The organism is Streptomyces sp. NPDC002870 (genome assembly GCF_042888505.1).
Classification (GTDB): Bacteria; Actinomycetota; Actinomycetes; order Streptomycetales; family Streptomycetaceae; genus Streptomyces.
The window spans coordinates 80,315-105,353 of sequence record NZ_JBIAPW010000017.1; the positions used below are offsets into that span (position 1 = coordinate 80,315).

Annotated in this window: 27 protein-coding genes and 1 pseudogene; 7 read left to right on the plus strand and 21 right to left on the minus strand. The window is 70.6% G+C overall.

Translation table 11 applies throughout. The annotated features are described in order from the left end of the window. Nucleotides 1–85: 85 nt before the first annotated feature. A complete protein-coding gene (locus ACFYWY_RS21745) occupies nucleotides 86–1,510 on the plus strand; it encodes a glutamate decarboxylase (protein ID WP_389189042.1) in 1,425 nt (474 codons plus the stop codon). A gap of 21 nt (nucleotides 1,511–1,531) precedes the next feature. Here ACFYWY_RS21745 and ACFYWY_RS21750 read toward each other — a convergent pair whose 3' ends face one another. From ACFYWY_RS21750 to ACFYWY_RS21775, 6 genes are all read right to left on the minus strand, one after another. After that, nucleotides 1,532–2,311 (minus strand): ABC transporter permease, encoded by a 780-nt coding sequence (locus tag ACFYWY_RS21750; protein WP_389189045.1) that lies wholly within the window; start codon nucleotides 2,309–2,311, stop codon nucleotides 1,532–1,534. Then, the gene (locus ACFYWY_RS21755) at nucleotides 2,308–3,237 is read right to left on the minus strand and encodes an ATP-binding cassette domain-containing protein (RefSeq protein ID WP_389189048.1); all 930 of its coding nucleotides are present in this window, start codon (nucleotides 3,235–3,237) and stop codon (nucleotides 2,308–2,310) included. The genes ACFYWY_RS21750 and ACFYWY_RS21755 overlap by 4 nt, the downstream gene beginning before the upstream one ends. Nucleotides 3,238–3,331: 94 nt before the next feature. Beyond that, the gene (locus ACFYWY_RS21760) at nucleotides 3,332–3,973 is read right to left on the minus strand and encodes a PadR family transcriptional regulator (protein ID WP_389189051.1); all 642 of its coding nucleotides are present in this window, start codon (nucleotides 3,971–3,973) and stop codon (nucleotides 3,332–3,334) included. A 95-nt stretch (nucleotides 3,974–4,068) separates the two neighbouring features. Next, nucleotides 4,069–4,647 carry a DinB family protein gene (locus tag ACFYWY_RS21765; RefSeq protein ID WP_389189054.1) on the minus strand — a complete coding sequence of 193 codons (579 nt, stop codon included), beginning with the start codon at nucleotides 4,645–4,647 and terminating at the stop codon, nucleotides 4,069–4,071. A 151-nt stretch (nucleotides 4,648–4,798) separates the two neighbouring features. Continuing rightward, entirely contained in the window at nucleotides 4,799–6,256 is a 1,458-nt protein-coding gene (locus ACFYWY_RS21770; protein ID WP_389189057.1) for an aldehyde dehydrogenase family protein, read from the minus strand. Nucleotides 6,257–6,314: 58 nt separating this feature from the next. After that, nucleotides 6,315–7,178 carry a helix-turn-helix domain-containing protein gene (locus tag ACFYWY_RS21775; protein ID WP_389189060.1) on the minus strand — a complete coding sequence of 288 codons (864 nt, stop codon included), beginning with the start codon at nucleotides 7,176–7,178 and terminating at the stop codon, nucleotides 6,315–6,317. Between the two features lie 355 nt (nucleotides 7,179–7,533). On the opposite strand from ACFYWY_RS21775, the gene ACFYWY_RS21780 reads away from it, so the two are divergent. Continuing rightward, on the plus strand, nucleotides 7,534–8,052 hold the full coding sequence (locus ACFYWY_RS21780; RefSeq protein ID WP_389189063.1) for an ATP-binding protein: 519 nt from the start codon (nucleotides 7,534–7,536) through the stop codon (nucleotides 8,050–8,052). A 102-nt stretch (nucleotides 8,053–8,154) separates the two neighbouring features. On the opposite strand, the gene ACFYWY_RS21785 is transcribed toward ACFYWY_RS21780, so the two are convergent. The 8 genes and pseudogenes from ACFYWY_RS21785 to rpmG all read right to left on the minus strand — a co-directional run bounded on the left by ACFYWY_RS21785 (nucleotide 8,155) and on the right by rpmG (nucleotide 11,605). Beyond that, nucleotides 8,155–8,388 (minus strand): DUF397 domain-containing protein, encoded by a 234-nt coding sequence (locus tag ACFYWY_RS21785; RefSeq protein WP_389189066.1) that lies wholly within the window; start codon nucleotides 8,386–8,388, stop codon nucleotides 8,155–8,157. 121 nt (nucleotides 8,389–8,509) lie between these two features. After that, nucleotides 8,510–9,022 (minus strand): annotated as a pseudogene (locus ACFYWY_RS21790) (SRPBCC domain-containing protein). Further along, nucleotides 9,019–9,360, minus strand: a complete 342-nt coding sequence (locus ACFYWY_RS21795) for an ArsR/SmtB family transcription factor (protein ID WP_389189069.1) — start codon at nucleotides 9,358–9,360, stop codon at nucleotides 9,019–9,021. Before ACFYWY_RS21795 ends, ACFYWY_RS21790 begins: the two are co-directional and overlap by 4 nt. A 7-nt stretch (nucleotides 9,361–9,367) precedes the next feature. Continuing rightward, a complete protein-coding gene (locus tag ACFYWY_RS21800; protein WP_389189072.1) occupies nucleotides 9,368–9,742 on the minus strand; it encodes a VOC family protein in 375 nt (124 codons plus the stop codon). Nucleotides 9,743–9,799: 57 nt separating this feature from the next. Beyond that, complete coding sequence (gene rpsR, locus ACFYWY_RS21805; protein WP_389189075.1) at nucleotides 9,800–10,042, minus strand: 30S ribosomal protein S18; 243 nt, start codon at nucleotides 10,040–10,042, stop codon at nucleotides 9,800–9,802. Continuing rightward, a complete protein-coding gene (locus ACFYWY_RS21810; protein ID WP_389189078.1) occupies nucleotides 10,042–11,187 on the minus strand; it encodes a CobW family GTP-binding protein in 1,146 nt (381 codons plus the stop codon). The genes rpsR and ACFYWY_RS21810 overlap by 1 nt, the downstream gene beginning before the upstream one ends. Next, nucleotides 11,184–11,432 carry a type B 50S ribosomal protein L31 gene (locus ACFYWY_RS21815; RefSeq protein WP_215097335.1) on the minus strand — a complete coding sequence of 83 codons (249 nt, stop codon included), beginning with the start codon at nucleotides 11,430–11,432 and terminating at the stop codon, nucleotides 11,184–11,186. The genes ACFYWY_RS21810 and ACFYWY_RS21815 overlap by 4 nt, the downstream gene beginning before the upstream one ends. A gap of 8 nt (nucleotides 11,433–11,440) precedes the next feature. Beyond that, the gene (rpmG, locus tag ACFYWY_RS21820) at nucleotides 11,441–11,605 is read right to left on the minus strand and encodes a 50S ribosomal protein L33 (protein ID WP_389189082.1); all 165 of its coding nucleotides are present in this window, start codon (nucleotides 11,603–11,605) and stop codon (nucleotides 11,441–11,443) included. Between the two features lie 66 nt (nucleotides 11,606–11,671). Between rpmG and rpmB the strand changes: the two genes are divergently transcribed. From rpmB to ACFYWY_RS21835, 3 genes are read left to right on the plus strand one after another with little or no spacing between them, the layout of a single operon-like run. Next, nucleotides 11,672–11,908: a 50S ribosomal protein L28 gene (gene rpmB, locus ACFYWY_RS21825; RefSeq protein WP_389189086.1), complete on the plus strand. Its 237-nt coding sequence runs from the start codon at nucleotides 11,672–11,674 to the stop codon at nucleotides 11,906–11,908. Then, nucleotides 11,908–12,213 carry a 30S ribosomal protein S14 gene (gene rpsN, locus ACFYWY_RS21830; RefSeq protein WP_389189088.1) on the plus strand — a complete coding sequence of 102 codons (306 nt, stop codon included), beginning with the start codon at nucleotides 11,908–11,910 and terminating at the stop codon, nucleotides 12,211–12,213. Before rpmB ends, rpsN begins: the two co-directional genes overlap by 1 nt. A gap of 39 nt (nucleotides 12,214–12,252) precedes the next feature. Beyond that, the gene (locus ACFYWY_RS21835) at nucleotides 12,253–12,723 is read left to right on the plus strand and encodes a hypothetical protein (protein ID WP_389189091.1); all 471 of its coding nucleotides are present in this window, start codon (nucleotides 12,253–12,255) and stop codon (nucleotides 12,721–12,723) included. 132 nt (nucleotides 12,724–12,855) lie between these two features. Here the strand turns inward: ACFYWY_RS21835 and ACFYWY_RS21840 are convergent, their stop codons facing one another. From ACFYWY_RS21840 to ACFYWY_RS21855, 4 genes are all read right to left on the minus strand, one after another. Then, nucleotides 12,856–13,959, minus strand: a complete 1,104-nt coding sequence (locus ACFYWY_RS21840) for a DUF2786 domain-containing protein (protein ID WP_389189246.1) — start codon at nucleotides 13,957–13,959, stop codon at nucleotides 12,856–12,858. A gap of 121 nt (nucleotides 13,960–14,080) precedes the next feature. Then, nucleotides 14,081–14,920, minus strand: a complete 840-nt coding sequence (locus ACFYWY_RS21845; protein ID WP_389189093.1) for a nitrilase-related carbon-nitrogen hydrolase — start codon at nucleotides 14,918–14,920, stop codon at nucleotides 14,081–14,083. A gap of 87 nt (nucleotides 14,921–15,007) precedes the next feature. Next, a complete protein-coding gene (locus tag ACFYWY_RS21850; protein ID WP_389189096.1) occupies nucleotides 15,008–15,670 on the minus strand; it encodes a lipoprotein in 663 nt (220 codons plus the stop codon). 87 nt (nucleotides 15,671–15,757) lie between these two features. Beyond that, on the minus strand, nucleotides 15,758–16,669 hold the full coding sequence (locus ACFYWY_RS21855; RefSeq protein ID WP_389189099.1) for an NADP-dependent oxidoreductase: 912 nt from the start codon (nucleotides 16,667–16,669) through the stop codon (nucleotides 15,758–15,760). 126 nt (nucleotides 16,670–16,795) lie between these two features. On the opposite strand from ACFYWY_RS21855, the gene ACFYWY_RS21860 reads away from it, so the two are divergent. Together ACFYWY_RS21860 and ACFYWY_RS21865 are read left to right on the plus strand one after the other, a co-directional pair. Continuing rightward, nucleotides 16,796–18,061 (plus strand): LuxR C-terminal-related transcriptional regulator, encoded by a 1,266-nt coding sequence (locus ACFYWY_RS21860; RefSeq protein ID WP_389189101.1) that lies wholly within the window; start codon nucleotides 16,796–16,798, stop codon nucleotides 18,059–18,061. A gap of 98 nt (nucleotides 18,062–18,159) precedes the next feature. Further along, entirely contained in the window at nucleotides 18,160–19,863 is a 1,704-nt protein-coding gene (locus tag ACFYWY_RS21865) for a bifunctional 3'-5' exonuclease/DNA polymerase (protein ID WP_389189104.1), read from the plus strand. A 13-nt stretch (nucleotides 19,864–19,876) separates the two neighbouring features. On the opposite strand, the gene ACFYWY_RS21870 is transcribed toward ACFYWY_RS21865, so the two are convergent. The 3 genes from ACFYWY_RS21870 to ACFYWY_RS21880 all read right to left on the minus strand — a co-directional run bounded on the left by ACFYWY_RS21870 (nucleotide 19,877) and on the right by ACFYWY_RS21880 (nucleotide 24,748). Then, nucleotides 19,877–21,034: a hypothetical protein gene (locus ACFYWY_RS21870; protein WP_389189107.1), complete on the minus strand. Its 1,158-nt coding sequence runs from the start codon at nucleotides 21,032–21,034 to the stop codon at nucleotides 19,877–19,879. A gap of 93 nt (nucleotides 21,035–21,127) precedes the next feature. Then, nucleotides 21,128–21,640, minus strand: a complete 513-nt coding sequence (locus ACFYWY_RS21875) for a SigE family RNA polymerase sigma factor (RefSeq protein WP_389189110.1) — start codon at nucleotides 21,638–21,640, stop codon at nucleotides 21,128–21,130. A gap of 99 nt (nucleotides 21,641–21,739) precedes the next feature. Next, complete coding sequence (locus ACFYWY_RS21880) at nucleotides 21,740–24,748, minus strand: BTAD domain-containing putative transcriptional regulator (RefSeq protein WP_389189113.1); 3,009 nt, start codon at nucleotides 24,746–24,748, stop codon at nucleotides 21,740–21,742. Between the last annotated feature and the right edge of the window lie 291 nt (nucleotides 24,749–25,039).

The following is a 25,039-nucleotide window of genomic DNA, read 5'->3' on the forward strand; positions in this document are numbered from 1 at the left end:
CTGCCTCACGTTGCGTGAGGTGCAAGCCCGTACGAGCCTGAGAGCTGAACGCTTGGAGCCCGGAGCAAGGAAGGCGGTGAGGACGATGCCACTCCACAAGGGTGCGGGCAGCGGTGCCCCCGAGGAGGACGGAGCGCGCAGGCTCTCCCTCAATCCTTTCTACGGCGCGGCCGACCCGGTCAGCGGAATGACCTCGGCCCCGCCCACCCACCGGCTCCCGGACAGCCCCCTGCCGCCCGCGACCGCGTACCGCCTGGTCCATGACGAGCTGATGCTCGACGGCAACTCCCGGCTCAACCTCGCCACCTTCGTCACCACCTGGATGGAGCCACAGGCGGGGGTGCTGATGGCGGAGTGCCAGGACAAGAACATGATCGACAAGGACGAGTACCCGCGCACCGCCGAGCTGGAGCGGCGCTGCGTGGCCATGCTCGCCGACCTCTGGAACGCCCCGGACCCGGCCAACACGGTCGGCTGCTCGACCACCGGATCCAGCGAGGCCTGCATGCTGGCCGGACTGGCGCTCAAGCGCCGCTGGGCCAAGCGCAACGCCGACCGCTACCCCGCGACCGCCCGCCCGAATCTCGTGATGGGCGTCAACGTCCAGGTCTGCTGGGACAAGTTCTGTACGTTCTGGGAGGTCGAGCCGCGGCTCGTGCCCATGGAGGGCGACCGCTTCCATCTCGATCCGCAGGCGGCGGCCGATCTCTGCGACGAGAACACGATCGGCGTAGTGGCCGTGCTCGGCTCGACCTTCGACGGGTCCTACGAACCGGTCGCCGAGCTGTGCGCCACCCTGGACGCCCTCCAGGAGCGCACCGGTCTGGACATCCCCGTCCATGTCGACGGGGCGTCCGGCGCGATGGTCGCGCCCTTCGTCGACGAGGACCTCGTCTGGGACTTCCGGCTGCCGCGGGTCTCCTCGATCAACACCTCCGGGCACAAGTACGGTCTGGTCTATCCCGGTGTGGGCTGGGCGCTGTGGCGCACGGCCGACGAGCTGCCCGAGGAACTGGTCTTCCGGGTCAACTATCTGGGCGGCGACATGCCCACCTTCGCCCTGAACTTCTCGCGCCCGGGCGCCCAGGTCGTCGCGCAGTACTACACCTTTCTGCGGCTGGGCCGGGAGGGCTACCAGGCCGTCCAGCAGGCCGCCAGGGACGTCGCCCGCGGGCTCGCCGACCGGATCGAGGCTCTGGGCGACTTCCGCCTTCTCACCCGCGGCGACGAGTTGCCCGTGTTCGCCTTCACCACCGGGCCGGGTGTGGAGAACTTCGACGTCTTCGACGTCTCGCGGCGGCTGCGCGAGAAGGGCTGGCTGGTGCCCGCGTACACCTTCCCGGCCAACCGAGAGGATCTCTCGGTACTCCGCGTGGTCTGTCGCAACGGCTTCTCCTCCGATCTCGCGGAGCTGCTGATGGACGACCTGAAGCGGCTGCTGCCCGAACTGCGCCGTCAGCCCTACCCGTTGAGCAAGGACACGGCGGCGGCGACCGCCTTCCACCACTGACGGCCGCCCCGCCCCCGGCGCTCAGTGACTGAGCCGCCTGAACCGCCGCACCGCCAGCGGGAAGAACACCGCCACCAGCGCCACCGGCCACACCACCGCCATCAGCGGGGCGTGCTCCGCCGCCCACGAGCCGTCCGCCACCCCCGGGATGCCGGACAGCTCCCGTACCGCCGTGGCCGTCGCCGACATCGGGTTCCACTCGACGGCCGCGCCCAGCCAGCCCGGCATCGCCTCCGGCGTCGCGAAGGCGTTGGACAGGAAGCCGATCGGCCACACCAGGATCTGCACGGCCTGCACCATCTCCGGCCTGCCCGCGACCATCGCCAGATGGATCCCGATCCACAGCATCGCGAACCGCAGCAGGAGCAGCAGCCCCACCGCCCCCAGGAACGACCCGAACCCGCCGTGCCAGCGCCAGCCGATCGCGTACCCCACGCCGATCATCACGATCAGACTGAGCGCCGACTGGAGCATGTCCGCCGCGCTCCGCCCCACCAGCACCGCGGAGCTCGCCATCGGCATCGAGCGGAACCGGTCGATGACCCCCTTGCCCAGATCCTGGGTGACGGCCAGCATGGTCGCCTCCAGGCCGAAGGCCATGGTCAGCGCGAGCATGCCGGGGACCAGGAAGCCGACGTACGCCCCTTCCACGCCCCGTCCGCCGCCGACCAGATAGCCGAACATCAGCAGCAGCATCACCGGGAAGACCAGGCCGACGACGACCTGCACCGGCTGCCGTGCCCAGTGGGCGAGTTCGCGCCGGGTCATGGTCCAGGAGTCGGTGAGAGCCCATACGGTCATGCGGACACCTCCTGAGTGAGGTGCAGGAACACCTCGTCGAGCGTGGGACGTCGGACGGCGATGTCCTCCGCCTCGATGCCGGCCGCCTCCAAGGCGCGCACGGCCGCGGTCAGGGCCGCCATCCGGTCGTCCACCGGCGCGCTGACCAGCCTGCGGTCCTCATCCACGGTTGCCTCGCCCGACAACAGTGCGGCGGCGCACGCCAGTTGTCCCGCGTCATGCAGGACGATGTCGATCCGGTCGCCGCCGAGCTTCGCCTTCAGCTGGTCCGCCGTGCCGTCCGCGATCACCCGCCCGGCGTCGATCACCGAGATCCGGTCGGCCAGTTGATCGGCCTCCTCCAGATACTGCGTGGTCAGCAGTACGGTCGTGCCCCCGCCGACCAGTGAGCGCACCGCGCTCCACACCTCGGCCCGCCCGCGCGGGTCGAGCCCGGTCGTCGGCTCGTCCAGGAACAGCACCTCCGGCTCGGTGATCAGCGACGCCGCCAGGTCGAGCCGCCTGCGCATCCCGCCGCTGTACTGCTTGACCGCCTTGCGGCCCGCGTCCGCGAGACCGAACCGCTCCAGGAGCTCGTCCGCCCGCGTGCCCGCCCGCCGAGCGCCCAGGTGGTAGAGCCGCCCGAACATCTCCAGGTTCTGCCGGCCGCCGAGCTCCTCGTCGACCGCCGCGTGCTGCCCGAGCAGCCCGATCCGGCGCCGCACCTCGACCGCCTCGGTCCGTACGTCGTGGCCTGCCACTCGCACCACGCCCTCGTCGTGCCGCAGCAGCGTCGCCATGATCCGTACGGCGGTGGTCTTGCCCGCGCCGTTGGGCCCGAGCACCCCGTGCACCGTGCCGCGGGCCACCGCCAGATCCAGTCCGTCCAGGGCCCGTTTCTCCCCGTACCGCTTTCGCGCGCCCTCGACGACGATCGCGTCTGTCATGCGTCTCCTCCGCACCTCATCCACCCGCCAAGCCAGTAGTCAAACTTGACTACAGCCTGAAGGTAGTCCCGAATCCGCGATTGGTCAAACTTGATTAGCTCTGATCGCCCTCATGCGCCACACCCGTGGCGTAGGGGTTCTCCTCGCCCTCGGCGAGCACCCCCACAAAGGGATCGCCCTCCCCCGAGAACGTGTACGCCCCCTCCTCGATCCGCCGGATCAGGCGCCGCGTCCACTCGGCTCCCGAGTCCGCCGAGCCGACCCACAGGTTCATGATCTCGCCGATGTGCCCGAGCGACTGGGGGCCCTCCTCGGGGGTGTAGTACTCCGTCACCGCGGCCCGCCACTCCTCCAGGCCGCGCACCCGCTCCTTCAACAGCGCCACGGCCTCGTCCCGCTTCAGATCGACGATGAAGCCGATCCCCGCCGAGAGCATGTCGAGCTTCTGGTCGTAGACCGTCAGGGACTCCCGAAGCAGTCTGAAGAACTCCTCGGTGCCCTTCTCGGTGATTTCGTACTCGGTGCGCGGCGGGCCGCCGGCCGTCGACGGCGCGATCTCATGGGCGAGCAGCAGGCCTTGCTTCGCCATCTGCTTCAGCGCGTGGTAGATCGAGCCGGGCTTGGCGTTGGACCACTCGTGGGCGCCCCAGTACTCCAGATCGTTGCGGACCTGGTAGCCGTGCGCCCGCCCGTGCTGGCGTACGGCCCCAAGGACCAGCAGCCGGATCGCTGACATCCGCGTACCCTTCCTATTCAACTTTGACTAGGGTACGCGGAGACAGCCGGGGAGGTACGCGGACCAGCACGGCGAGGGGCCTGGGCCGGCCCCCGTTACTCGCCCCAGCTCTGACCGCTCTCCAGCGCCACCAGCTCGAATGCGCCCTTGCCGTCCAGTGACTCGCGGATGATGTCCGCGTGGCCCGCGTGCCGGCCGATCTCCTCCACCAGGTGCAGCATCAGCCAGCGCATCGACACCGCGCAGTCCTTGGGGAACCAGGGCGCGGCGGGCAGCGGGAAGGTGTCGTCCAGGCTGGGCACGGAGTGGATGAACTCTTCGGTCTCCTTGGCGACCGAGTCCCAGAAGGCCAGCATCCCCGGGATCGTCTCCTCGCCGACAAGCCGGAAACTGTCGCCCCAGGTCTCCTCGTTGCGCGCCTTCTCTCCCCCAGAGCTGCCTGTGGGAGGCGCCCCCGGCTTCTGCTGCGCCATCCGCAGCCAGTTCAGCTCCGTCTCCGCGACATGCTTGAGCAGTCCGGACAGCGAGAGCTCGCTGGCGCTCGGGCGGCTCGCCGCCTGCTCCTCGGTCAGTCCGAGAACGGAGCGACGGATCGCGCCGCGCTGCGCCTCGACGAAGGAGAGGAGCGCGCCGCGCTCGTCGCCGTGGGCCTCTGCGGGAACGTGAGTGACCATGGTGTCCGTCCTTCCGGGCTTGGCTGTGCCGTCCTGACAACAACCAAGCTAGGGACCCTTGCGGTCAGCTTCTGTCCGCAAGGGTCCGGGCACCGCAGAGATTTCAGGTCGAGGAGAGATCAGGTCGCGGAGATATCAGGTCGAGGAGAGATCAGAAGGGGAACTGCGAGCGGCCGTGCTGCACCGAGATCCACTTCTGCGTCGTGAACGCCTCGATCATCGACTCGCCGTTCAATCGCCCGCTGCCGGAGTGCTTCTCGCCGCCGAAGGGGACGATGGGCTCGTCGTGGACGGTGCTGTCGTTGATGTGGATCATTCCGGTGTTGATCCGCTGGGCGATCCGTACACCCCGCTCGATGTCACCGGTGTGCACCGCGCCGCTCAGTCCGTAGGGAGTGTCATTGGCGATCCTGACCGCCTCGTCCTCCCCGTCGAACGGCACGATCAGCGCCACCGGGCCGAAGATCTCCATTTGCAGGACCGGCGAGTCGGCCGAGAGACCGGTCAGCACCGACGGGCCCACGAGATTGCCCTCGGACGTCCCGTGCAGCAGCGCGGTCGCCCCGGCCTCGACGGTCTGGTCGACCAGTGTCGTGACGGCGTCGGCCTGCGAGGAGTTGATGAGCGGGCCGATGTGGGTCTGCGGGTCCGCCGGGTCGCCGACCTTCAGGGTCTTGACCTTTGCGACGAACTTCTCGGTGAACTCCTTCTCCACGCTCCGGTCCACCAGGACGCGGTTGGCGGCCATGCAGACCTGGCCCTGGTGCACGTAACGGCTGAAGACCGCCGCGTCCACCGCGTAGTCGATGTCCGCGTCCTCCAGCACGATCAGCGCGCTGTTGCCGCCCAGTTCGAGGATGGCGCGCTTGAAGTTGGCCGCGCAGACGGTGGCGACGTGCTTGCCCACCTTGTCGGAGCCGGTGAAGGAGATGGCCTTCGGCACCGGGTGCTCCAGCAGCGCGTCGCCGATCTCGGCTATGTCGGTGATGACGACGTTCAGCAGCCCGGCGGGCAGGCCCGCGTCCTCGAAGACCTTGGCCACCAGGGACCCGCCGCAGATCGGGGTGTTCTGGTGCGGCTTGAGGACCACCGCGTTGCCCAGCGCAAGCGCCGGGGCCACCGACTTGATCGACAGCAGGAAGGGGAAGTTGAAGGGGCTGATGACGCCGACGACGCCGACCGGCAGGCGGTAGACGCGGTTCTCCTTGCCGTCGACCGGCGAAGGGAGGATCCGGCCCTCGGGCCGCAGGGAAAGCTGCACCGCCTCGCGCAGGAACTCCTTGGCGAGGTGCAGCTCGAAGGCCGCCTTGAGATGCGTGCCGCCCAGCTCCGCGATGATCGTCTCGGTGATCTCCTGCTCGCGGTCCTCGATGATTCGCAGGGCGCGCTCGAAGACCAGTCGGCGGGCGTACGGATTGGTTGCGCCCCAGGCTTCCTGCGCGCGCTCCGCGGCGCGGTAGGCCTGGTCCACCTCCACGGCGGTGGCGACCGGGATCGAGGCCAGCTTCTCCCCGTCGTACGGGTTGAAATCGATGATGTCCCAGGAGCCGCTTCCCGGCCTCCACTCGCCATCGATGTACTGGTGGGCCAGCTCGGTGAACAAGGACATGTGATCCGATTCCTTACGCAGAAGCAGATGCCTGACTTCACGTCATCGTACTTGTGTTTCAGATCAGTTGGAGGAGACCACGGAGAAGATCCCGGCTCTCGGCAGGGTCCGGGCTGTCCTGCTGGAGACGCTCCATCACTCGTTCGTACTGAGCGACCTCCTCGCGCTTGTCCAGGTAGAGGGCGCTGGTGAGCTGCTCCAGATAGACGATGTCGGAGAGGTCCGACTCGGGAAAACGCAGCATGGTGAAGGAGCCGCTCTCGCCCGCGTGCCCGCCGAAGCTGAAGGGCATCACCTGCAGGATGATGTTCGACTGCTCGGAGATCTCGATCAGATGCCTCAACTGGCCCTGCATCACTGCCCGGTCGCCGTACGGGCGGCGCAGGGCCGCCTCGTCGAGGATGGCGTGGAAGCGGGGCGCGCGCTCGGAGACGAGGACCTTCTGGCGCTCCAGGCGGAGCGCGACCCGGCGGTCGATCTCGGCGCGCGGGGCGTCCGGGATGCCGCGGGTGACAACCGCGTGCGCGTACGACTCGGTCTGCAGCAGGCCGTGTACGAACTGCACTTCGTAGATCCGGATGAGCGAGGCGGCGCCCTCCAGGCCGACATATGTCTGGAACCAGCCTGGCAGTACGTCGCCGAAGCTGTGCCACCACCCGGCGACGTTGGCCTCCTTGGCGAGGCCGAGGAGGGATCCGCGCTCCGATTCGTCGGCGACTCCATAGAGCGTCAGCAGATCCTCGACGTCCCTCGCCTTGAAGCTCACCCGTCCCAACTCCATGCGGCTGATCTTGGATTCGGATGCGCGGATGGAGTAACCAGCCGCCTCGCGGGTGATGCCGCGCGACTCGCGCAGCCGCCTCAGTTGGGAGCCCAACAGGATGCGCCGCACCACGGAACCGGAAGACTCGCCTGCGGTCACGACTCCAACCCTCCCCATCGCTAGGTCTTGCTACGTCGATGTGTGTGTCGTTGCTTGTCGATGTGCGTCGTTGCCAGTCTCGCGGAGTGCCCCCGAACCCCGAGACCGGGATTCTGCCACCAAAACGCTTCAGCCCGTACTCGTTCGATTACGGAAATGAGACAGCCTCGGGAAGAGGGTGGAAAGAGATCTGCGGAAGAAATGAGTAAGAACCGGCACCGGGGCGGACAGGTCGGGCACGTGCACGTGCATCTGCCCTTGCATCTGCTCTACGCATTGGGAACCATGGTCCTCGCGCACCTGCGTGCTCGTTCGTGTTGTAGCGTCACAGCCGCGATTCCTGGGAGTGCCTCGCATGGGGACGAATGGATCGACCATGCTCGAGCCGTTACGGCAGGGGCTTCCCCCAATGGATCCCGCAGCGGTTTCCAGCTCAGCCTCGTGCGCCCTGCCGGCCCGCTATGAAGCGGTGCGTGGGGCACGGCAGTTCACCAAGGCGACGCTCGGGCAGTGGGAGTTGAGCGAGCGTTTCGACGATGTCGCACTGGTTGTTTCCGAACTTGTCACCAACGCACTGCGGCACGCCCTGCCCGACGACGCCCCGCGGGAGATCCGCGAGTCCCAGGACCCGCCCGTACGGCTGCATTTGATGCGCTGGACGAGCCGGCTGGTGTGCGCGGTGCGCGATCCCAGCCACGACAGTCCAGGGGCGTCCGGCGAGAGCGAGGACGCCCCTTTTCCGGACCCGAGCGGGGGCGCCGAGTCGGGCCGCGGTCTGTTTCTGGTGGATTCATTCAGCGACAGCTGGGGCTGGCACCCGCTGGCCGGGTCGCTGCGCGGCAAGGTCGTCTGGGCGCTGTTCCGGCTGGGCTAGGCCGTCGGGGTCGAGTGGCCCCGGCGGCTCGCGCGCGAAGCCACCCGCCGGACAGCCTCAGCCGACGTCCCTTGGGCCCACAGCATCCACGAACCCGGCTGCCTAGACCAGGTGGTCGAACTCCCCGTCCTTGACGCCCAGTAGCAGCGCCTCTATCTCGGCGGGCGTATAGACCAGAGCTGGGCCGTCGGGGTGCCGTGAATTGCGCATCGCCACGTCTCCGCCGGGCAGTTTGGCGAACTCCACGCAGGACCCTTGGGAGTTGCTGTGTCTGCTCTTCTGCCAGACGACCCCGCGAAGTTCCGTGGCCGCCATGCCGTTGTACGCGTGGTGCACGAGAACGCTCCCGGGGTACAAGGTGCATGTGTCAACTGTTCCGGATCATAGCTGTGTTTCCCACGCCGATGCGTGAGCAGCTGCACGGGCAGATGCACGTGCACGCCGGGTGGTCCCTCGGTTACAGCTTCTCCAGCGTGTCCCGCAGCGCCCGCAGGACCTGCGACCTCCAGCCGCCGCCCATCAGCTTGTGCGCCATGACCTGAGCCGGGTCGTCCGGGTCGAATCCCTCGTGCGCAAGGAAGAGACGTGTTCCACGCCCTTCTGGCTCCAAGGTCCAGGTAATCGTCCAGTCGGCGGGGTTCCGGGCGCCCATGGCGTCGGCCCAGCGGACCCGGAGCATGCGCTCCGTTTCGTACGCGAGGACCTCGGCCAGGACGGTGCCGGAGAAGTCGGTGTTCGGCCGCGGCAGCGCCGTCATCGTGTACCGATGGCCCACTTAGAGGCGGAAGTCACCCGGCATCAGCCACTGGGCGATCAGCTCGGGCTCGGTCAGCGCGCGCCAGACCTTGGCGGGCGGATGGGCCAGGAACTGGTCGACGCGGATGGTGGTGAGGTCTTCGTCACCCTCGCCATCGCGCTGGTCGTCGCGCTCACCACCGCGCTGGTCGTCACGCTCGTACGGGGAGGTCATGGCTCATCGTCGGGCATAAGCTCGCCGAGACCCTTGAGCCTGTCGCGCCAGAACCGCTCGTACGGATGGAGCCAGTCCTGCACCTCCGCGAGCGGGGCGGCCTCCAGGCGGTAGATCCGCTGCCGGCCCGCGCGCTCCTCGGAGACCAGACCGGCCTCCCGGAGCACCTTGAGGTGCTCCGAGAGGCTCGGCCGGCGCATGTCGAAGTGGTCGGCGATGACCTGGACGGGCTGGGGACCGGTGTCGCGCAGCAGCCGCAGCACTTCGCGCCGGTGGGTGTTCGCGAGCGCGGCGAAGAGCCGGTCCTCACTCGCCTCGCGCGCACCGGTGGCACTCATGGCGGATCTACACGCCTTCCTTCTCCGTCAGCAGCATCAGACCGTTGCCGTCGGGGTCCTGGAACCCGGCCATCCGCCCCCAGGGGAGGTCGTTCGGCCCGTCCACGGTGATCCCGGCCGCGGCGAGCCTCGCGCACTCGGCGTCGACATCGGTCGTGACCAACATGATCCCCTGCGCGGAGCCGGGAGTGAAGCCGCCCATGCCGGGACCCGAGAGCGTGAAGACGGTCTGGGCTCCCTTCGGCGCGGCCTGGAGCCAGCGGCCCGGCGGCATCTGCCGGTCGGCGGTGACCTCGAAGCCGAGGACGTCGGTGTAGAAGGCCTTGGCCCGGTCCTGGTCGGTGACGGGCAGGGTGACGAAGGAGGCGTGGGTGATGTTCATGCCCCCACGATAGGTAGGAGATTCCCTACGGGTCAAGCGTAGGGAATCTCCTACGCATCACTTTCCGGAGGAGTACGGCAGCAGCGCCATCTCACGGGCGTTCTTGATCGCACGGGCCAGCAGACGCTGCTGCTGGGCGCTCACCCGCGTCACCCGGCGACTGCGGATCTTGCCGCGGTCCGAGATGAACTTCCTCAGCAGGTCTGTGTCCTTGTAGTCGATGTACGTGATCTTCGCCTGGTGCAGCGGGTTGGGGCGGGACTTGACGGGCTTGCGCGGGTCGGTGCGGCGGGGGGACATCAGACCTCCAGGAGGGAGTCGAAGGCGGGTGGCAGCCGCTTCCAGGCCTCGCGGCCCGCGGCGTACTCGGCATCGGTCAACAGGCAGGATTCGAGGAGCTGTTCCAGACCGTCGCGGTCCAGGCCCGGCGAGGTGAAGACCAGATGCTGGCAGCAGTCCCCGTGCTCGGGGTGCCAGTCCAGCGCGGTCGCGGCCCGGCGGACCGGCGGGACCAGGTCCCAGGCGGCATCCGGCAGCGAGGCGAGCCAGGGTCCGGCGTTCTCCACGCAGAGCGCGCCGCCCGCCGCGTCCCAGGCCAGCAGGGTGTCCGGGCGGTCCGCGAGCCAGAAGCGGCCGCGGCTGCGGGCCGCCGCACAGGTCAGGTCCTCCAGCGCCTGGTAGAGCCGCTCCGGATGGAAGGGGCGGCGGCGGTGCCAGACGTAGGTACCGACACCGCAGTCGTCCGCCTCCTGCGGCAGCAGCGCACAGGCCGGGTGCTGGGCGGCCGCCGCGGCCTCCACGTCGAAGCCTGCCAGCGCGGCGGCGGCCAGACCGGCTCCGCCGACCTCGACCTGGCGCGCGGTCGGGTGCAGCTGGGCGAGCAGCGCGCGGTCCTCGTCGGAAGCACCCTGAGGTCCTTCGCTGTCGACGACGGCGAGCACGGGCGCGTACTCCAACTGGCGCGCCCAGGTGTCGGCCACCGTGCGCTGGTCGCTGGTGGCGGCCGCGAGCCCCGCGTCGATCAGGTCGTCGCTGTTGGCGAGGTAGGGCAGCAGCAGGGCCGGGTCGACGGCGGTCATCACCGAGGTGACGGTGAGGCGTTCGCCGCCGTGCGCCGCGACGACCTCGGCCATCGCCTTCGGTTCTACGGAGTCCCACAGCTCGACGATCGCGAGCCGGGTCGTCCCGCCGTCCGCGAGCCGTTCCAGCTCGGGCACCAGGTCCTCGCGCAGCGCACAGCAGGCACAGTCGTTGACCAGCGGCGTCTCGCCGGTGCTCTGCACGCCGTGCGCGTCGCGGACGCTCCGTACGACGGTCCCCCGCGCGGCGGTCGACAGGTCGTGGTGGAGCGCGACACTGCCGGGCACCGTGGCCAGCAGCCGGTCCACGGCGGCCTTGCGGGCGTCGGAGTGCAGCCCGGCGACGAGCGCGACGGGAAGCCTCACGCTCGGCCTCCGTACCGCCGCTCGAAGCGCTCCACCCGCCCGGCCGTGTCGAGCACCCGCGCGGTCCCCGTATAGAAGGGGTGGCTGGCGGAGGAGATCTCGACGTCGATGACGGGGTAGGTGTTGCCGTCCTCCCACTCGACCGTCTTCTCGCTGGTGGCGGTCGAACGGGTGAGGATGGCGAAATCGGCCACTTTGTCACGGAAGACGACGGGGCCGTACGGGGGGTGGATACCGGGCTTCATCGCGCTGCTCAGCGCTCCTCTCGGAAGTCGACGTGCTTGCCGACCATCGGGTCGTACTTGCGCAGCGTCATGCGGTCGGGGTTGTTACGGCGGTTCTTGCGGGTCACGTAGGTGTAGCCGGTGCCTGCGGTGGAGCGGAGTTTGATGATGGGGCGGAGTTCGTTGCGGGCCATGGGGTTAGTATATGGAAATGGTTTCCATTACCAAATGGGCTCCCGTCAACGAGAGGTGAATCACCTGTGTCCGCCCACTGCCAGCTGACCGGCGCCCAGCCGGGCTTCGGCAACAACATCTCCCACTCGCACCGGCGCACGTCGCGCCGCTTCGACCCCAACATCCAGCGCAAGCGCTACTGGCTGCCGAGCGAGGGCCGTAATGTCCGGCTCACGCTGAGCGCCCGCGCGATCAAGACCGTCGACACGATCGGGATCGAGGCCGCCGTGGCCCGCATCCGCGCTCGCGGGGTGAAGGTCTGATGGCGAAGAAGAGCAAGATCGCCCGCAATGAGCGGCGCAAGGAAGTCGTCGAGCGATACGCCTCGCGGCGGGCGGAGTTGAAGGAGATCATCCGCCGCCCGGGCACGAGCGCGGACGAACGGGCCGCCGCGCAGGCCGAGTTGCGGCGTCAGCCGCGCGACGCGAGTGCGACGCGGGTGCGGAACCGGGACAGCGTGGACGGCCGGCCGCGCGGACACCTGCGGAAGTTCGGCCTTTCGCGGGTGCGGCTGCGTGAGCAGGCACACGCCGGATTCCTTCCGGGAGTTCGCAAGTCCTCCTGGTAGCTTGGCGCGGTCTTGAAACCGACTACGGGGGACCGACAAGTGCACAAGCGCGTACGTACTTCACTGGCCGCGGCGGGTCTTGTCGCCGCTCTGGCACTGACCGGCTGCGGGAGCGACGACGGCGACGACGCGGGCAAGGACGCCAAGGCGTCCGGCTCGCCCACGGAAGCGGGCGGCGGCGACGCGGGCAGCGCGAGCATCGAGGGCGCCTGGTTCGGCAAGACCGACGGCAAGTCCGTCGACCTGGCCGTCACAGGCACGAAGGCCGTGCTCATCGCCGACGGGCACGCCTGCACGGGCGAGGTGGCGGACATGGGCAAGCCGATGCTGTCGCTGAAGTGCGCGGACGGGAACACCGACCGCACGATGGGCGCGATCGAGTCCAACGACGGCAAGACCCTCGTCATCTCCTGGGACGCGGGCGCCAAGGACACGCTCACCAAGTCCGCGACGGGCCAGCTGCCGGAGGGGCTCCCGACCGGCCTCCCGACGGGTGTCCCGACTCCCTGACACACGAGGTCGGTTACGGGGTCGGCGTCGATTACGGGCCGACCTCGGTTACGGGGCCGACTACGGGCCGCGGACCCCTCTCGGGGTTCGCGGCCCGTCCTCGTCCGGCGCCCTACGCGTGGCCGGCTTCCCTCACGGGTTGAGCTTCCCGCGGTCCTGCGCCATGCGCGCGCTGTCCGCCGCCGCCCTGCCGTGGGTCCAGCCCGCCTCGTCCGTCGCGCCGCGGACCCGCGTGGTCGTCGTCTGCGGGAACATCTCGTCCGCGCGGTCCGTGACCGCCACGTCCCGCGATGCCAGCACCGGCAGCAGGTCCGCCGTCACCACCTCGTCCGCCACCGCCGCGAGCCGCTCGCCCAGCCGGTGGGCGTACGCCATCAGGAACGACTGGCGGAAGGTCTTCGTACGCTTGCGGCCGCCCGCGCGCTGGCCCGCCTCCGCGCGGGTCATCGCCGTCGTCCCCTGGACCAGCAGTGAGGTGTACAGCAGCTCGACCGCCTCCAGGTCGCCGTCGAAGCCGACGACCGTCGAGAAGCCGAAGGCGCTGTTCCACACCGCGCGGCAGCGGTTCGCGGAGGCGACCGCGTCGAGGAGGATCGCCTTGGCCGTCTCGTACGGAGCGTCCACGCCGATACGGCAGGCCGCCGGTGCGTCGGGGCGGTGGGTCCGGGCGGCGAGCAGGGCATCGTCGAGGCTGTGGCGGGCCATCAGTTCCTGCGCCTTCGCGGTGAGCGCCTCCGCCTCCTCGGGGTAGCCGGTCGCCTCCGCCTTGGCGAGCAGGGCGCGGATGCGGGTCAGCATGCGCGGCTCGTGCGGTGCGGGCTCGGCGGAGAAGGGTGCGCCGGGGACCGGGCCGACCGGTTCGATCCCCGGGAGCCGGATCAGCAGCCGGTACAGCTCCAGCACGGCGGTGGCGTACGAGAAACGGTCCGCGGCGTAAGGGGCCCGCTGCAGCTCGTCGAGCTGGGCCCGCCAGCGTGGGGCGAGATGTGCGTACCGCCCGCTCTCCCCCACGATCAGCTCGGCGACCAGCCGTTCATGCGCCTCGTCCAGGTCACGCCGGACGATCCGTACGACGTCGGCCGGCTGCCAGCCGCGCTCCCAGGCACTGCGTACGAACTCCTCGCCGCGCAGCCGCAGTTCCGCGTCGGCGGACGGATCGGCGGCGAGCAGGGACGCGCCGGTGTCCAGCCCTTCGTCCCCGTCGGCGTACAGCGCGACGGCGAGGGCCTTCTCCACCGTACCGACCGTGCTCACGCCTCCGATGATTCCATGGGCCGAGGCAGGCTCCACGCCACCGGCGGCCGGACTCTCAGCCCGTCCGGCGGTTGAGGACGAACCGGTCGCCGGACGGCTCCGGCTAGCTGTCGCCGCCCTCGTCAATCAGACGACGGACCTCGCGGTCGACCAGCCCCAGGCGCGCCTCCGCCACCAGCGGCACCGCCCGCCGCTGCCGACGCGCCTCATGAGCGTCGATGTCCACGGTGACGAGCCCCGGCTCCCACTTGGGAGCCTGGGCGACCACCGCCCCGCGCGGGTCGACCACACGTGATCCGCCCCAGAACGACGCCCCGTTCTCGCTCCCCACCCGGTTCACGAAGACGACCCAGCACTGCAGCATCCGAGCCGTGTAGGCGAGCAGACTGTCCCAGTACAGGCCCGTGTCCATCGCCTCCGGATCGAGGCTCGCGGCGCTGTTCGCCGGTACGAACAGGACCTCGGCCCCGTCCTGCACGGCGAGCCACGGCAGCACCGGCTGCCAGGCGTCGTTGCAGATCAGCGTGGCCGCGCGACCGGCACCGCGCGGCAGGTCATACGCCCGCAGCAACTGGCCGGGGCTGACGTGCTTGCGCTCCTCCCAGGCCAGATAGTTGGGCAGATACAACTTTCGGTGGGTGTGCACGAGTTCACCGCCGCTGTAGTACGCGCAGGTGTTGTACGCCCGCATCGCGGTGTGCTCGTGGAATCCGGACATCACGTCCGCGCCGTACGTCCCCAGCTTCAGCAGCCGCGGATCGCGCGCCTCCACCGAGGTGTCGCGCCTCAGCGCGCCCAGGTGATAGCCGTGCAGACTCAGCTCGGGGAAGACGACGAGGTCGGAGCCCTGGGCGACGGCCTGCTCGATCTGCTCACGGGCCGTCTTGAGATTCGCGTCCACATCGCCCAGTACGCAGTCGGTCTGCGCCAGTGCAACTCGCATGCAACGAGCCTCGCAGCGCCGCGGCGATCAGGCACCTCGGGCAGCCCGTACGGAGACGGACCCGCCCGGCGAGCGCGCTCCAGGCCGTCAGGCGCCGCGCACGCTCTTCTTCGCCAGCTCGTACGCCGGGAGCATCCCCTCGTGCTCCTCGTTGTCCAGTCCGCCGAGATGGACGACGACCACGCCCTTGGGGGTGGTGAAGGCGAAAGCCCGCTCCTTCTTCGGCGCATCCAGGAACTCGTTGGTGTTGAGGTAGATCACCTCGGTGGCGGCGTACTCGCCCGCCTTGGTCCCGGCGTACGCCACCTCGTCCCGGTCCTTCGCCTCCTCCGCGACGAATGCTTCGAGAGCCTTGCGTGGATCATCACCGCTGCGGCCACCGGTCCATATGCGCAGGAAGCCGATGTTCCCGGCGGGCTTGGCGTCGATCTCGCAGACGAGGGTGACGGGACCCTGCCGGGTCAGCCCGAACTCGGGGTCGTCCTTGAGGGCCTGCGGCTTCCAGCCCACCGCGAGGTCGAACGAGACGGGCAGGGCGCACGGCGAACCCGCGCCCCCGACCGTGCCGCCCTTGGCCGCACCCTTGGCCTCCCTCGTCGCCGCTGCCTCCCCCGCGCTCTTCGCGCCGCCTGCGGGCTTCCCCCGATCGGCTTCCGGCTCCGGGTCCGACGAACAGCCGGTTAGCATTCCGATGAACAGCGCCGCCGGGGCCAGCCCCGCGCCCACGCCACGCACCACGACACCGCGCACTACGAATCCCCACCCCTGGTTCGGTTCAGCAAGCGCGATCGATCCTAGAGAGGTCGTCCACCAGGGAGAACGCGGGGCGGGGCCCTACTAGGACGGAGTGACCACCAGCTTCCCCCGTGCATGGCCCGTCTCGCTCAGCGCCTGCGCCTTCGCCGCCTCCTCCAGCGGGAAGACCTCCGCGACCGGGATCCGGAGCTTTCCGTTCAGCGCCATCCGCACATGCTCGGCGAGGGCGATCTCCGGGGCCTCGGCCATGCCCGCCGAGAACGTCACCCCGTGCGCGGCCGCCTCCGGATCCGCGATCGTGATGATCCGGTCGGTCGAGCCGCCGCGCAGCTCGATCGAGTCCGGCAGCGCGCCCTTGCCCGCCGTGTCGAAAACGGCGTCCACACCCTGGGGAGCGGCCTCGTGGACCCGCGCGACCAGCCCGTCGCCGTACGCCACCGGGGTTGCGCCCAGCTCGCGCAGGTAGTCGTGGCGCGCCGGGGAGGCCGTGCCGATGACCGTGGCACCGGCCGCCACGGCGAGCTGCGTGGCCGCCGCGCCGACCGAGCCTGTCGCGCCGTGCACCAGCAGCGTCTCGCCGGCCCGCACACCGAGCAGGTCGAGCACCCGCTGGGCGGTCTCGGTCGCGACCGGCAGCGCCGCCGCTTCCGCCCAGTCGAGGCCGGCCGGTTTGGGGACGAAGGACTCGGCCAGCGCGTATTGCGCGTACGCGCCTGTGGTGGCCCACCCCAGGACCTCGTCGCCGACCGCGGCCGCCGTCACACCCTCGCCGACCTCGTCGACGATCCCGGCGAACTCCTGCCCCGGGATCGCGGGCAGCGGGGTCGGGAAGACCTCCTGCATCCAGCCGTAACGGATCTTGTAGTCGACCGGGTTGACGGCCGCCGCCTTGACCTTGACCCGCACCTGGCCGGGTCCGGCGTGCGGCTCCTCGGCCTCGCCGAGGCGCAGCACCTCGGGTCCGCCGAACTCTTCAAAGACGATCGCTTTCATGTCTGGCTCCTTCCGCCGGGACCAACCTTCGATCGCGGACGGGCCAGGAGCGGCCCGCCTTAAGGATGGTTCGACCTGGCCGAAGGGACAGCCGCCCGCACCGGCCCGGGCCGTACGCTGGCCGTCATGGAACTGACCGGATCCGTGCCCGCCGCGCCCGCCCTGGCCGCCGCCTACGAGGTGATCCGGCAGCCCCTCGGCGAGGTCCTGCCGCGGCTGTCCGCGACCCTGGACGGGCTCGTCCCGCATCTGGCCGCGGCCGAGCTGTCCACGCACTGCGCGCACTCCCCGTTCAAAGCGTATGGCGAGGGCGCTCTGGCCGGGCGGATCACCGCGGCCGAACTACACCCACTGGTGGACTCGGTGCCCGCCGGGCAGCCCTGGCAGGGCACGGCCAGGATCGGCGGGGCCGAGCACCCGGTGCTCGCGGTGGCCAGCGACGCGACCGTGCGCGGGGCGCTGCTGGTGCTCGTACGCGGCGAGGACAGCGCGATCGCCGGGCCGGACACCGCCGTCGTCCAGGCCATGTGGGACCTGGTGACCAGCCACTTCGACCGGCTCGCCACCGAGGCGGTGCCGGGCGCGCTGGTCCAGTCCCGGGCCTCGGCCGGGGAGCGTGCCAGGGTGATCGCCGAGCTGACCGAGACGCACGCCACCGCGCTGTCCGGGCTGCTCGGCGTGTTGCGCAGCCGGGGCCTCGACGACGCGGCCGCCCGCGCCACCGCCGTCGACCTGGCCGTGGGCGCGCTGATCGAGCTGCGGGCCGAGACGGAACGGGACCAGGCGGTCGCCGAGGAGCCCGCCGGACAGGCTTTCGCCCGGCTCGCGGACTCGCTGCGGCCGCTGGTGCGCTACAGCCCGGTCCGTCTCGAACTGGGCGGGCCCGACTCCGCCCGGCCGCTGGCCGCCGATGTGGCGCACGCGGCGCGCGCGGTAGTCCGGGCCGTGCTGCTGACCGTCCTCGAACAGGACGATGTGAGCCGGATTCACGTCGGCTGGCAGCTCACCGACCGCGAACTGCGCGCGACGGTACGGGACGACGGCCCCGGCGAGATCTCCAGCTCCACGCTCGGCTCGCACCGGGTCGACGAGCGCCTCGACGCGCTGGGCGGGCGTCTTGACGTGGACGCCGTGCCCGGCTGGGGCATCACGGTCACGGCGACGATCCCGCTGGGGGCGCCGCAGACCGCGCCCGCGAGTCCGCTCGGCTCACTGGGGGCGCGGGAGCTGGAGGTGCTCACGTATCTGGCCCGCGGGCACCGCAACCGGGTGATCGCGCAGGAGCTGCACATCAGTGAATCGACGGTGAAGTTCCATGTCGCGAACATCCTGACCAAGCTGGGAGTGGCGTCGCGGGGCGAGGCGTCGGCGCTCTTCCACGCGGTCGCGTAGAGGTCGCGTAGACGTCGCGTACAAGTCGCGGAGAGCGGGGCTCGCAGAGCGGGGCTCGTAACGGGCCGTTGTCAGACCCGGCTGCCAGACTCGCACCCATGAGCGAACGATGGGCTCTGGCGGCGGCGGAGGGCGACGGGGCGCGACTCGTCCCCCTCGGCTCCGACGGCCTGCCCACCGGGCCCGTCCAGGTGGAGCCCGATCTGGTCGAGGCCGTCCGGTCCCGGCCGGAGGTCGGCCGGTGGGTCTGGCGCTCCACCGCCGAGATCTATCCCCGCCTGCTGGCCGCCGGGGTGCGCGTCGAGCGGTGTTACGACATAGAGGACGCGGAGCTGCTTCTGCTCGGCCACGAGGGCCGGCTCGGCGAACCCCGGTCGGCCGCCGCCGCCTTCGCCCGGCTGCGGAACGCTCCCGTACCACCCGATCCGCCGCAGCGCGCGGCCGAACCGGGCTCGCAGTCCTCGCTGTTCGAGCCGCAGCCCGTGCCCGTACCGCTCGAGGCGCTGCTCGAGGTCTACGCCCACCAGCAGCGAAGACACGAGGCCGCCGAGCACCCAGGGCGGCTGCGGCTGCTGACGGCCGCCGAGTCGGCGGGGATGCTGGTGGCCACCGAGATGAACCGGGCGGGGCTGCCGTGGCGGGCGGACGTCCACCGGGAGGTGCTGCACGAGCTGTTGGGCGAGCGGTACGCGGGCGGCGGCGAGCCGCGCCGTCTGGCGGAGCTGGCGGACGAGGTGTCGGCGGCGTTCGGGCGCCGGGTGCGCCCCGATCTGCCCGCTGACGTGGTGAAGGCCTTCGCCCATGCCGGGATCAAGGTGCGGTCGACGCGCCGCTGGGAGCTGGAGGAGCTCGACCATCCGGCCGTGAAGCCGCTGATCCAGTACAAGAAGCTGTACCGCATCTGGACGGCCCACGGCTGGAGCTGGCTCCAGGACTGGGTGCGGGACGGGCGGTTCCGGCCCGAGTATCTGCCCGGCGGCACGGTCTCCGGCCGCTGGACGACCAATGGCGGCGGGGCACTTCAGATCCCGAAGGTGATACGGCGCGCGGTGGTCGCTGACGAGGGCTGGCGGCTCGTGGTCGCGGACGCCGACCAGATGGAGCCCCGGGTGCTGGCCGCGATCTCCCGCGACCGGGACCTGATGGAGGTCGCGGGCCACGACGGCGACCTGTACTCCGCGCTGTCCGACCGGGCCTTCTCCGGCGACCGCGACCACGCGAAGCTCGCGCTGCTCGGCGCGATCTACGGCCAGACGTCGGGCGACGGCCTGAAGAACCTCGCCATGCTGCGACGCAGATTCCCGCTGGCCGTGGCGTACGTGGACGACGCGGCCCGCGCGGGCGAGGAGGGCCGGCTCGTACGCACCTGGCTGGGCCGCACCAGCCCGCGGGCGGTCGGCTCTGGCCACGACGAGGAGGCGGGGATCCCCCAGGAGAGCGAGGAACTCCCGCCCTCGGACGCCTCGGACACCTCGGACACCGAATTCACGCCCGGCTACGCGTCGTCGAACGCTCGGGCGCGGGGCCGTTTCACCCGTAACTTCGTGGTCCAGGGCAGCGCGGCGGACTGGGCGCTGCTGATGCTGGCGGCGCTGCGCCAGGCCACCGCCGGGATGTGCGCGGAGCTGGTCTTCTTCCAGCACGACGAGGTGGTCGTGCACTGCCCGGCCGAGGAGGCACAGGACGTGGCGAAGGCGATCCGCGCGGCCGGGGAGCTGGCCGGGCGGATCGCTTTCGGTGAGACGCCGGTGCGGTTTCCGTTCACGACGGCGGTGGTTCGGTGCTACGCCGACGCGAAGTGATGTGCACGGCCCGTCACTTGAGCTTGTCCCACTCCTGACTGGTCGCGATGGCCGTCAGCTGCTTCATGGTGAGCGGCGGGGTGGCACGGGTCGCTTCGCCGAACGGCTGACCCGCGTTGTAGGCAGTGACGACCACCCGGAAGCCGCCGGGCCGGACGGCGGTGACGGACCGGTGCAGCGTGCCCTTGTCGCTCCACGGATACGGGCCCTGCCGCTCTTCGAGCCGTACCTGATCGCCGTTGTTGGTTCCGCGATGGTCGACATTGACCTCGATCCGGGCCTCGCCCTTGCCGTCGTTGACGCCGAGACTGGCGTAGTCCGTGGGGCTGGTGCCGCGCAGGCCCCCGAACGACGTCAGACCCGACGGGAGCAGCGGCGTGAGGGTGTTCACGATCTCGCTGCTGGTCGGAGCGTCCGCGTCATGGGTGCCGTCGCCACGCCGGGGGAAGGCGTCCAGCTTGCTGCGCCAGTCCTTCGCCGTCACCAGATCGGTCAGCTGCTGCTGCGTGAGCGGCGGGTTGGCGCGGGTGACCTTTGCGCCCTTCTGGGCAGGTGCGTTCCATTCCGTGACGGTGATCACCGAACCGTCCGCCTTGATGAGGCGGGCCGACCAGGATTTGGGGTCGTTGTCGCGGTACGGAGACTCGTGCCCTTGAGTGAGCAGCAGGTCGGAGCCGTCCTCGAACTTCTTTGTCGTGCAGGTCCCGTTGGGGCCCCAGCGGCCGGTGCCGTCGGGACCGACCTCACAGCGGGCCAGTTTGGCCATGGAGGCCAGGGGCGAGTCCGTCCTGCCCAGCCAGACAGAGATCGCGGCGGCGCCTTTGCCGTCGTCGTAGACGAGAGAGCCATGCGAGTAGGGCTCGCTCCCCTTGCCCGGACGCTCCTGGCTGACCTTCCCCTCGGGGAGAAGCTTCCTGAGGATGCCGAGCGTCCCCCGGCCATCGGGCGCGGCGACATTCGCGCGCTCCCCGTCGTCGAAGACTCCTGTGTAGGCCCCGCCCGCGCCCATGACGCCGAGCAGTACCACGCTCGCGGTGACGGCGGCTGCGCGCCTGCGCCAAAGGGTGCGGCGACCGCGGGTCAGCCCGGCTTCCGCCAGCCCTTGGAGGTTTGTGCCGAAGGTGTCGCCGGTACGGCGAAGTGCTTCGCCGAGGTTGTCTTCGAAAGGCATGGAGAACCACCAGTTCCCGAAAGGTGAGTGAGCAGTAGTGAGGGAGGTTTCAGCCGCTTCAGCGGCTACAAGCGGGTTCACGGTTCAGCCGGTTCAGCGGGCGATGAGCTCGGCGATGCTGTCGCCGAGCAGTTCGCGGAGTTTCGCCAGGGCTCGCGATGATCTGGTGCGTACGGAAGCGGAGCTGGAGCGCATCACCTCGGCGGTCTCCTCGATGCTGCGGTCTTCCAAGTACCGCAGCACCACCACCGCCCGGTCCTTGGCGGCCAGTTGACCGAGGGCCTGGAGCAGCGCGAGCCGCAGCGCCGGGTCGAAGTCCTGCGCCGCCGCGACTGTGTCGGGGAGTTCGCCGGTGGGGCGCTCAGCGGTCGAGCGTCGCCTGCGATGGGTGAGGAAGGTGCGTACAAGGACGGTCTGGGCATAGCCGGCCGGGTTGCCGATCTTCTCGATCCGCCCCCACCGGACGTACATACGACTGAGCGTCTCCTGTACGAGATCCTCGGCGAGATGGGTGTCGCCGCTCGTGAGCAGACATGCGGAGCGGAAGAGATGGCCCGTGCGGCCGGCTGCGAATTCCATGAATTCATCCGCGCTGGACTGTTTCATGCCCTCCCCGTTCATCCCCGTTGATCAGCGGGCTCAGCGGGGCTTCTTGCCCCTCACCCCATTGACGCGGTGACCCGGACGGAATGTTTCACGGGGAATTCAGAGGGTCGCGGACCGGCCCAGCAGCTCCCGCAGCTCACCCATGAGCGCCACATGCTTGCCGTCGAGCGCCTCCAGCGCGCCCAACGCCGACTCCCACAGATCGCGCGCCTCGTCCTCGCCGCCCTCGGCGTGCACGAGCAGTCCGCGCTGGTGCCGGGCGAGCGCCTGCATCTGGGTGTCGGCGCGGGACCCCGCGCGTTCCAGCAGCAGCGCGCATTCGCGGTGGGCGTCCTCGGCGCGGCCCAGTTCACGCAGGGCGCGGACCCGGCCGATGCGGGCCTGGGACTGGGTGTGCCAGTCGCCGTCGTCACCGATCAGGGCGAGGCTCTCGTCGAAGTGCCGGGCAGCTTCGGCGGGTTCGCCGAGGGTGAGATGGGCGTAGCCGATGTTGCAGTGGGCGGTGAGCCGCAGGATCTCGCTGTTCAGCCGCACACCCGCGGTCAGGCTGCGTTCGTGGCACACGATCGCAGCGCGGGCGTCGGTGTGCTCGTAGAGATTGCCCAGGTGGCTGAGGATGATGGCTTCGCCGTGCGCGTCGCCGAGCCGGCGGGCGTATGCGATGGCGGATTCCAGCGCATCGGCCGCCTCCTCGTACCGGCCGAGTCCCTCCAGCAGCATGCCGCGGTTGCCGAGGCCGCGCTGGATGCGGCGGTCGTCGCCGAGGGTGCGCCAGATCGTGACGGCCGACTCGTTCAGGATCAGGGCGCGTTCGGTCCTGCCGCTGAGGAAGTTCATGCCCGCGAGGTCGGTGAGCGCGTGCGCCTCGGCCGCGGTGTCGCCCGATTTGCGGGCCGCGTCCAGGGCCAGCTCGCCCAGCACGGCGAGCTCCTGGAGCCTGCCGCGCCGCTGGAGATACGTGAATCCGGCCCGTACGAGCAGCAGCGCCGTCGCCGACTGTGAGACGTACCGCTCGGTCAGCGCGAGAAGATTGGGCAGTTCCAGATCGCCCCAGGCCAGGGCCTGTTCGGCGGAGTCGAAGGGCGCGGCCTCGCCGATCGGGCCGGGCAGCCGCAGTCCCGCCTCCTGACCGGGCGGGAGCAGGGCGATGCCGGTCTGGCGGGTGGCCTCGGCGTACCAGACGAGAACGCGCTCGGCGGCCTGCTGCCGGCCGTCGTCCCGCTCGGCGAGTTCCCGGGCGAAGTCCCGTACGAGGTCGTGCGGCACGAACCGGCCGTACGAGACCTCCTCCAGCAGCGCCACATCGACCAGCCGGTCGAGGGCGGCCGCGGCGCGCCGCTCGGCGGTGTCCATCAGCCGGGCGACGGCGGGCGCGCCGTACTCGGGCAGGTCCACCGCGCCGAGCCGGCGCAGCGCGAGAGCGGCGTCCGGGTCGAGGCCGTCGTGCGCGACGGCGAGCGAGCCGCGCACGCTCAGGTCGTCGTAGTCGAGTTGGTCGAGCCGGCCGGTCTGCGCGTCGAGCAGCCCGGCGAGTACGTCGGCGGTGAGCGCGCGGCGGGCGGCGAGGCGGGCGGCGACGACACGCAGCGCGAGGGGCAGCCGGCCGCACCGTTCGACGAGCCGATCCAGGCCCTCGTCGAAACCGCGCCCCGAGACGGCCCGCAGCAGCATCCCGCTGTCCGCGGCGGACAGCGGCGCGAGCGGGAAGCGGGCCGCGCCGTCGAGCGCGGTCAGCGGGGAGCGGCTGGTGACGACGACCGCGCAGCCGGGCCCGGCGGGCAGCAACGGCCGTACTTGCGCGGCGGACGCGGCGTCGTCCAGTACGAGGAGCGTCCGGGTCGGCGCGAGGGTGGACCGCAGCAGGGCCGCGGCCGCGTCCACCTCGCCGGGCACCTGTAGCGGGTCGACGCCGAGATCGCGCAGCAGCGCGCAGAGGGCGTTGCCGGGGTCGAGCGGGGTCGCGCCGGGGGTGGCGCCGCGCAGATTGACGTACAGCTGCCCGTCGGGGAAGTCGTCCCGCAGCGCGTGGGCGACCCGCACGGCGAGGGCGGACTTGCCGACTCCGGCCATCCCGGAGACGACGACGGGGCGGCTGACACCGTCGTCGGCGGCGGCGAGTGCGAGGGCGGCGCGCAACTCGGCAGCCAGGTCCTCGCGGCCGGTGAAGTGGGCGGGCGCGGGCGGCAGTTGGGCGGGCCGGGGCGGCGGCCGCGACTCGGCTGCGGCTTGCGCTGGGTGTGCGGCTGGGGCTGGGACGGGGTGAGCGGCTGGCGCTGGGTGCGCGGCTCCGGCTGAGACGGGGTGTGCGGCTCCGGCTGAGACGGGGTGTGCGGCTCCGGCTGGGACTGAGTGTGCGGCTGGGCGTGCGGCCTGCGGCCTGCGGAGTACCTCCTGGTAGACCTCCTGCACCGCCGGCCCCGGGTCGACGCCCAGTTCCTCGACGAGCGTGCGGCGCAGCGACTGGTAGGCGGCGAGCGCCTCCGCCTGCCTGCCCGTTCGGTGCAGGATCAGCATCAGCTGCCGGTGAAACGCCTCCCTCAGCGGAAACTCCGCGACAAGCGCGGCGAGTTCGGGACCGACCCCGTCATGACGCCCCAGCTGCAGCTCGGCGTCGTAGTGCCACTCCAACATCAACAGCCGTGATTCCCGCAGCCGTTCTACGAGCGCCGGCGCGCCCTCGCCGGGTTCGTACAGCCCGGCCAGCGGACTGCCGCGCCACAGCGCGAGCCCGAGTCGGGCGGCCTCGGCGACCGCGGCCCAGTCGCCCCGCGCGTACGCCGCACGGGCGGTGCGCACCTGCGCCTCGAACACCTCGGTGTCCAGCTCCCCCGGCTCGACCCGCAGGAGATACCCGGGCGGGGCGGCCCGCAGCCGGTCGTCCTCGGCGAGCAGCCGGCGCAGCCGGGTCACGTGATTGTGCAGGGAGGCATGGGCGGACGCGGGCGGCTCGTCGCCCCAGAGGGCGGCCTTGAGTTCGTCCACGGGGACGACGCGATTCGGCCGCAGCAGCAGCGCGGCAAGCAGGGCGCGGGCTTTGGCGCTGTTCAAGGGGCGCGGGTCACCGGAGGCGTCGTGCACGGCCGGAGGGCCGAGCAGCCCGAACCGCATCCGTATCCCCCCGACCAGTCTCAGCCAATCCCACGCCACAAAGGTTGGCCACATGTTAGCGATCTGTTGGCGACGGCTGATTGGATCGGTGCATCGGATCCGGCCGGCCGGTGCTCGGCGTGGGAGCCACACTCGGGGGAGTGTCGCCGCGCGGCCGGATCCGCAGTCCCTTCCGCCGGGCCTTTCCCGGTGCTCACGGGACGTATCAGAGGTGTCTCCGCCCGGACGACGCGGTCGAACCCCGTCCGGGCGGATGGCCGGCGGCGTGATCCCGTGGGTCAGGTGTGAACC

What these genes read in the sequence shown, in the direction of transcription:
- ACFYWY_RS21815 (WP_215097335.1), bottom strand. Translation starts at nt 11,432, where the DNA reads ATGAAGCCCGGTATCCACCCCCCGTACGGCCCCGTCGTCTTCCGTGAC.
- ACFYWY_RS21755 (WP_389189048.1), bottom strand. Translation starts at nt 3,237, where the DNA reads ATGACAGACGCGATCGTCGTCGAGGGCGCGCGAAAGCGGTACGGGGAG.
- ACFYWY_RS21765 (WP_389189054.1), bottom strand. Translation starts at nt 4,647, where the DNA reads ATGGTCACTCACGTTCCCGCAGAGGCCCACGGCGACGAGCGCGGCGCG.
- ACFYWY_RS21760 (WP_389189051.1), bottom strand. Translation starts at nt 3,973, where the DNA reads ATGTCAGCGATCCGGCTGCTGGTCCTTGGGGCCGTACGCCAGCACGGG.
- ACFYWY_RS21860 (WP_389189101.1), top strand. Translation starts at nt 16,796, where the DNA reads ATGGAACTGACCGGATCCGTGCCCGCCGCGCCCGCCCTGGCCGCCGCC.
- ACFYWY_RS21855 (WP_389189099.1), bottom strand. Translation starts at nt 16,669, where the DNA reads ATGAAAGCGATCGTCTTTGAAGAGTTCGGCGGACCCGAGGTGCTGCGC.
- ACFYWY_RS21870 (WP_389189107.1), bottom strand. Translation starts at nt 21,034, where the DNA reads ATGCCTTTCGAAGACAACCTCGGCGAAGCACTTCGCCGTACCGGCGAC.
- ACFYWY_RS21875 (WP_389189110.1), bottom strand. Translation starts at nt 21,640, where the DNA reads ATGAAACAGTCCAGCGCGGATGAATTCATGGAATTCGCAGCCGGCCGC.
- rpsN (WP_389189088.1), top strand. Translation starts at nt 11,908, where the DNA reads ATGGCGAAGAAGAGCAAGATCGCCCGCAATGAGCGGCGCAAGGAAGTC.
- ACFYWY_RS21795 (WP_389189069.1), bottom strand. Translation starts at nt 9,360, where the DNA reads ATGAGTGCCACCGGTGCGCGCGAGGCGAGTGAGGACCGGCTCTTCGCC.
- ACFYWY_RS21800 (WP_389189072.1), bottom strand. Translation starts at nt 9,742, where the DNA reads ATGAACATCACCCACGCCTCCTTCGTCACCCTGCCCGTCACCGACCAG.
- ACFYWY_RS21880 (WP_389189113.1), bottom strand. Translation starts at nt 24,748, where the DNA reads ATGCGGTTCGGGCTGCTCGGCCCTCCGGCCGTGCACGACGCCTCCGGT.
- ACFYWY_RS21770 (WP_389189057.1), bottom strand. Translation starts at nt 6,256, where the DNA reads ATGTCCTTGTTCACCGAGCTGGCCCACCAGTACATCGATGGCGAGTGG.
- ACFYWY_RS21865 (WP_389189104.1), top strand. Translation starts at nt 18,160, where the DNA reads ATGAGCGAACGATGGGCTCTGGCGGCGGCGGAGGGCGACGGGGCGCGA.
- ACFYWY_RS21750 (WP_389189045.1), bottom strand. Translation starts at nt 2,311, where the DNA reads ATGACCGTATGGGCTCTCACCGACTCCTGGACCATGACCCGGCGCGAA.
- ACFYWY_RS21780 (WP_389189063.1), top strand. Translation starts at nt 7,534, where the DNA reads ATGGGGACGAATGGATCGACCATGCTCGAGCCGTTACGGCAGGGGCTT.
- rpmG (WP_389189082.1), bottom strand. Translation starts at nt 11,605, where the DNA reads ATGGCCCGCAACGAACTCCGCCCCATCATCAAACTCCGCTCCACCGCA.
- rpsR (WP_389189075.1), bottom strand. Translation starts at nt 10,042, where the DNA reads ATGTCCCCCCGCCGCACCGACCCGCGCAAGCCCGTCAAGTCCCGCCCC.
- ACFYWY_RS21845 (WP_389189093.1), bottom strand. Translation starts at nt 14,920, where the DNA reads ATGCGAGTTGCACTGGCGCAGACCGACTGCGTACTGGGCGATGTGGAC.
- ACFYWY_RS21745 (WP_389189042.1), top strand. Translation starts at nt 86, where the DNA reads ATGCCACTCCACAAGGGTGCGGGCAGCGGTGCCCCCGAGGAGGACGGA.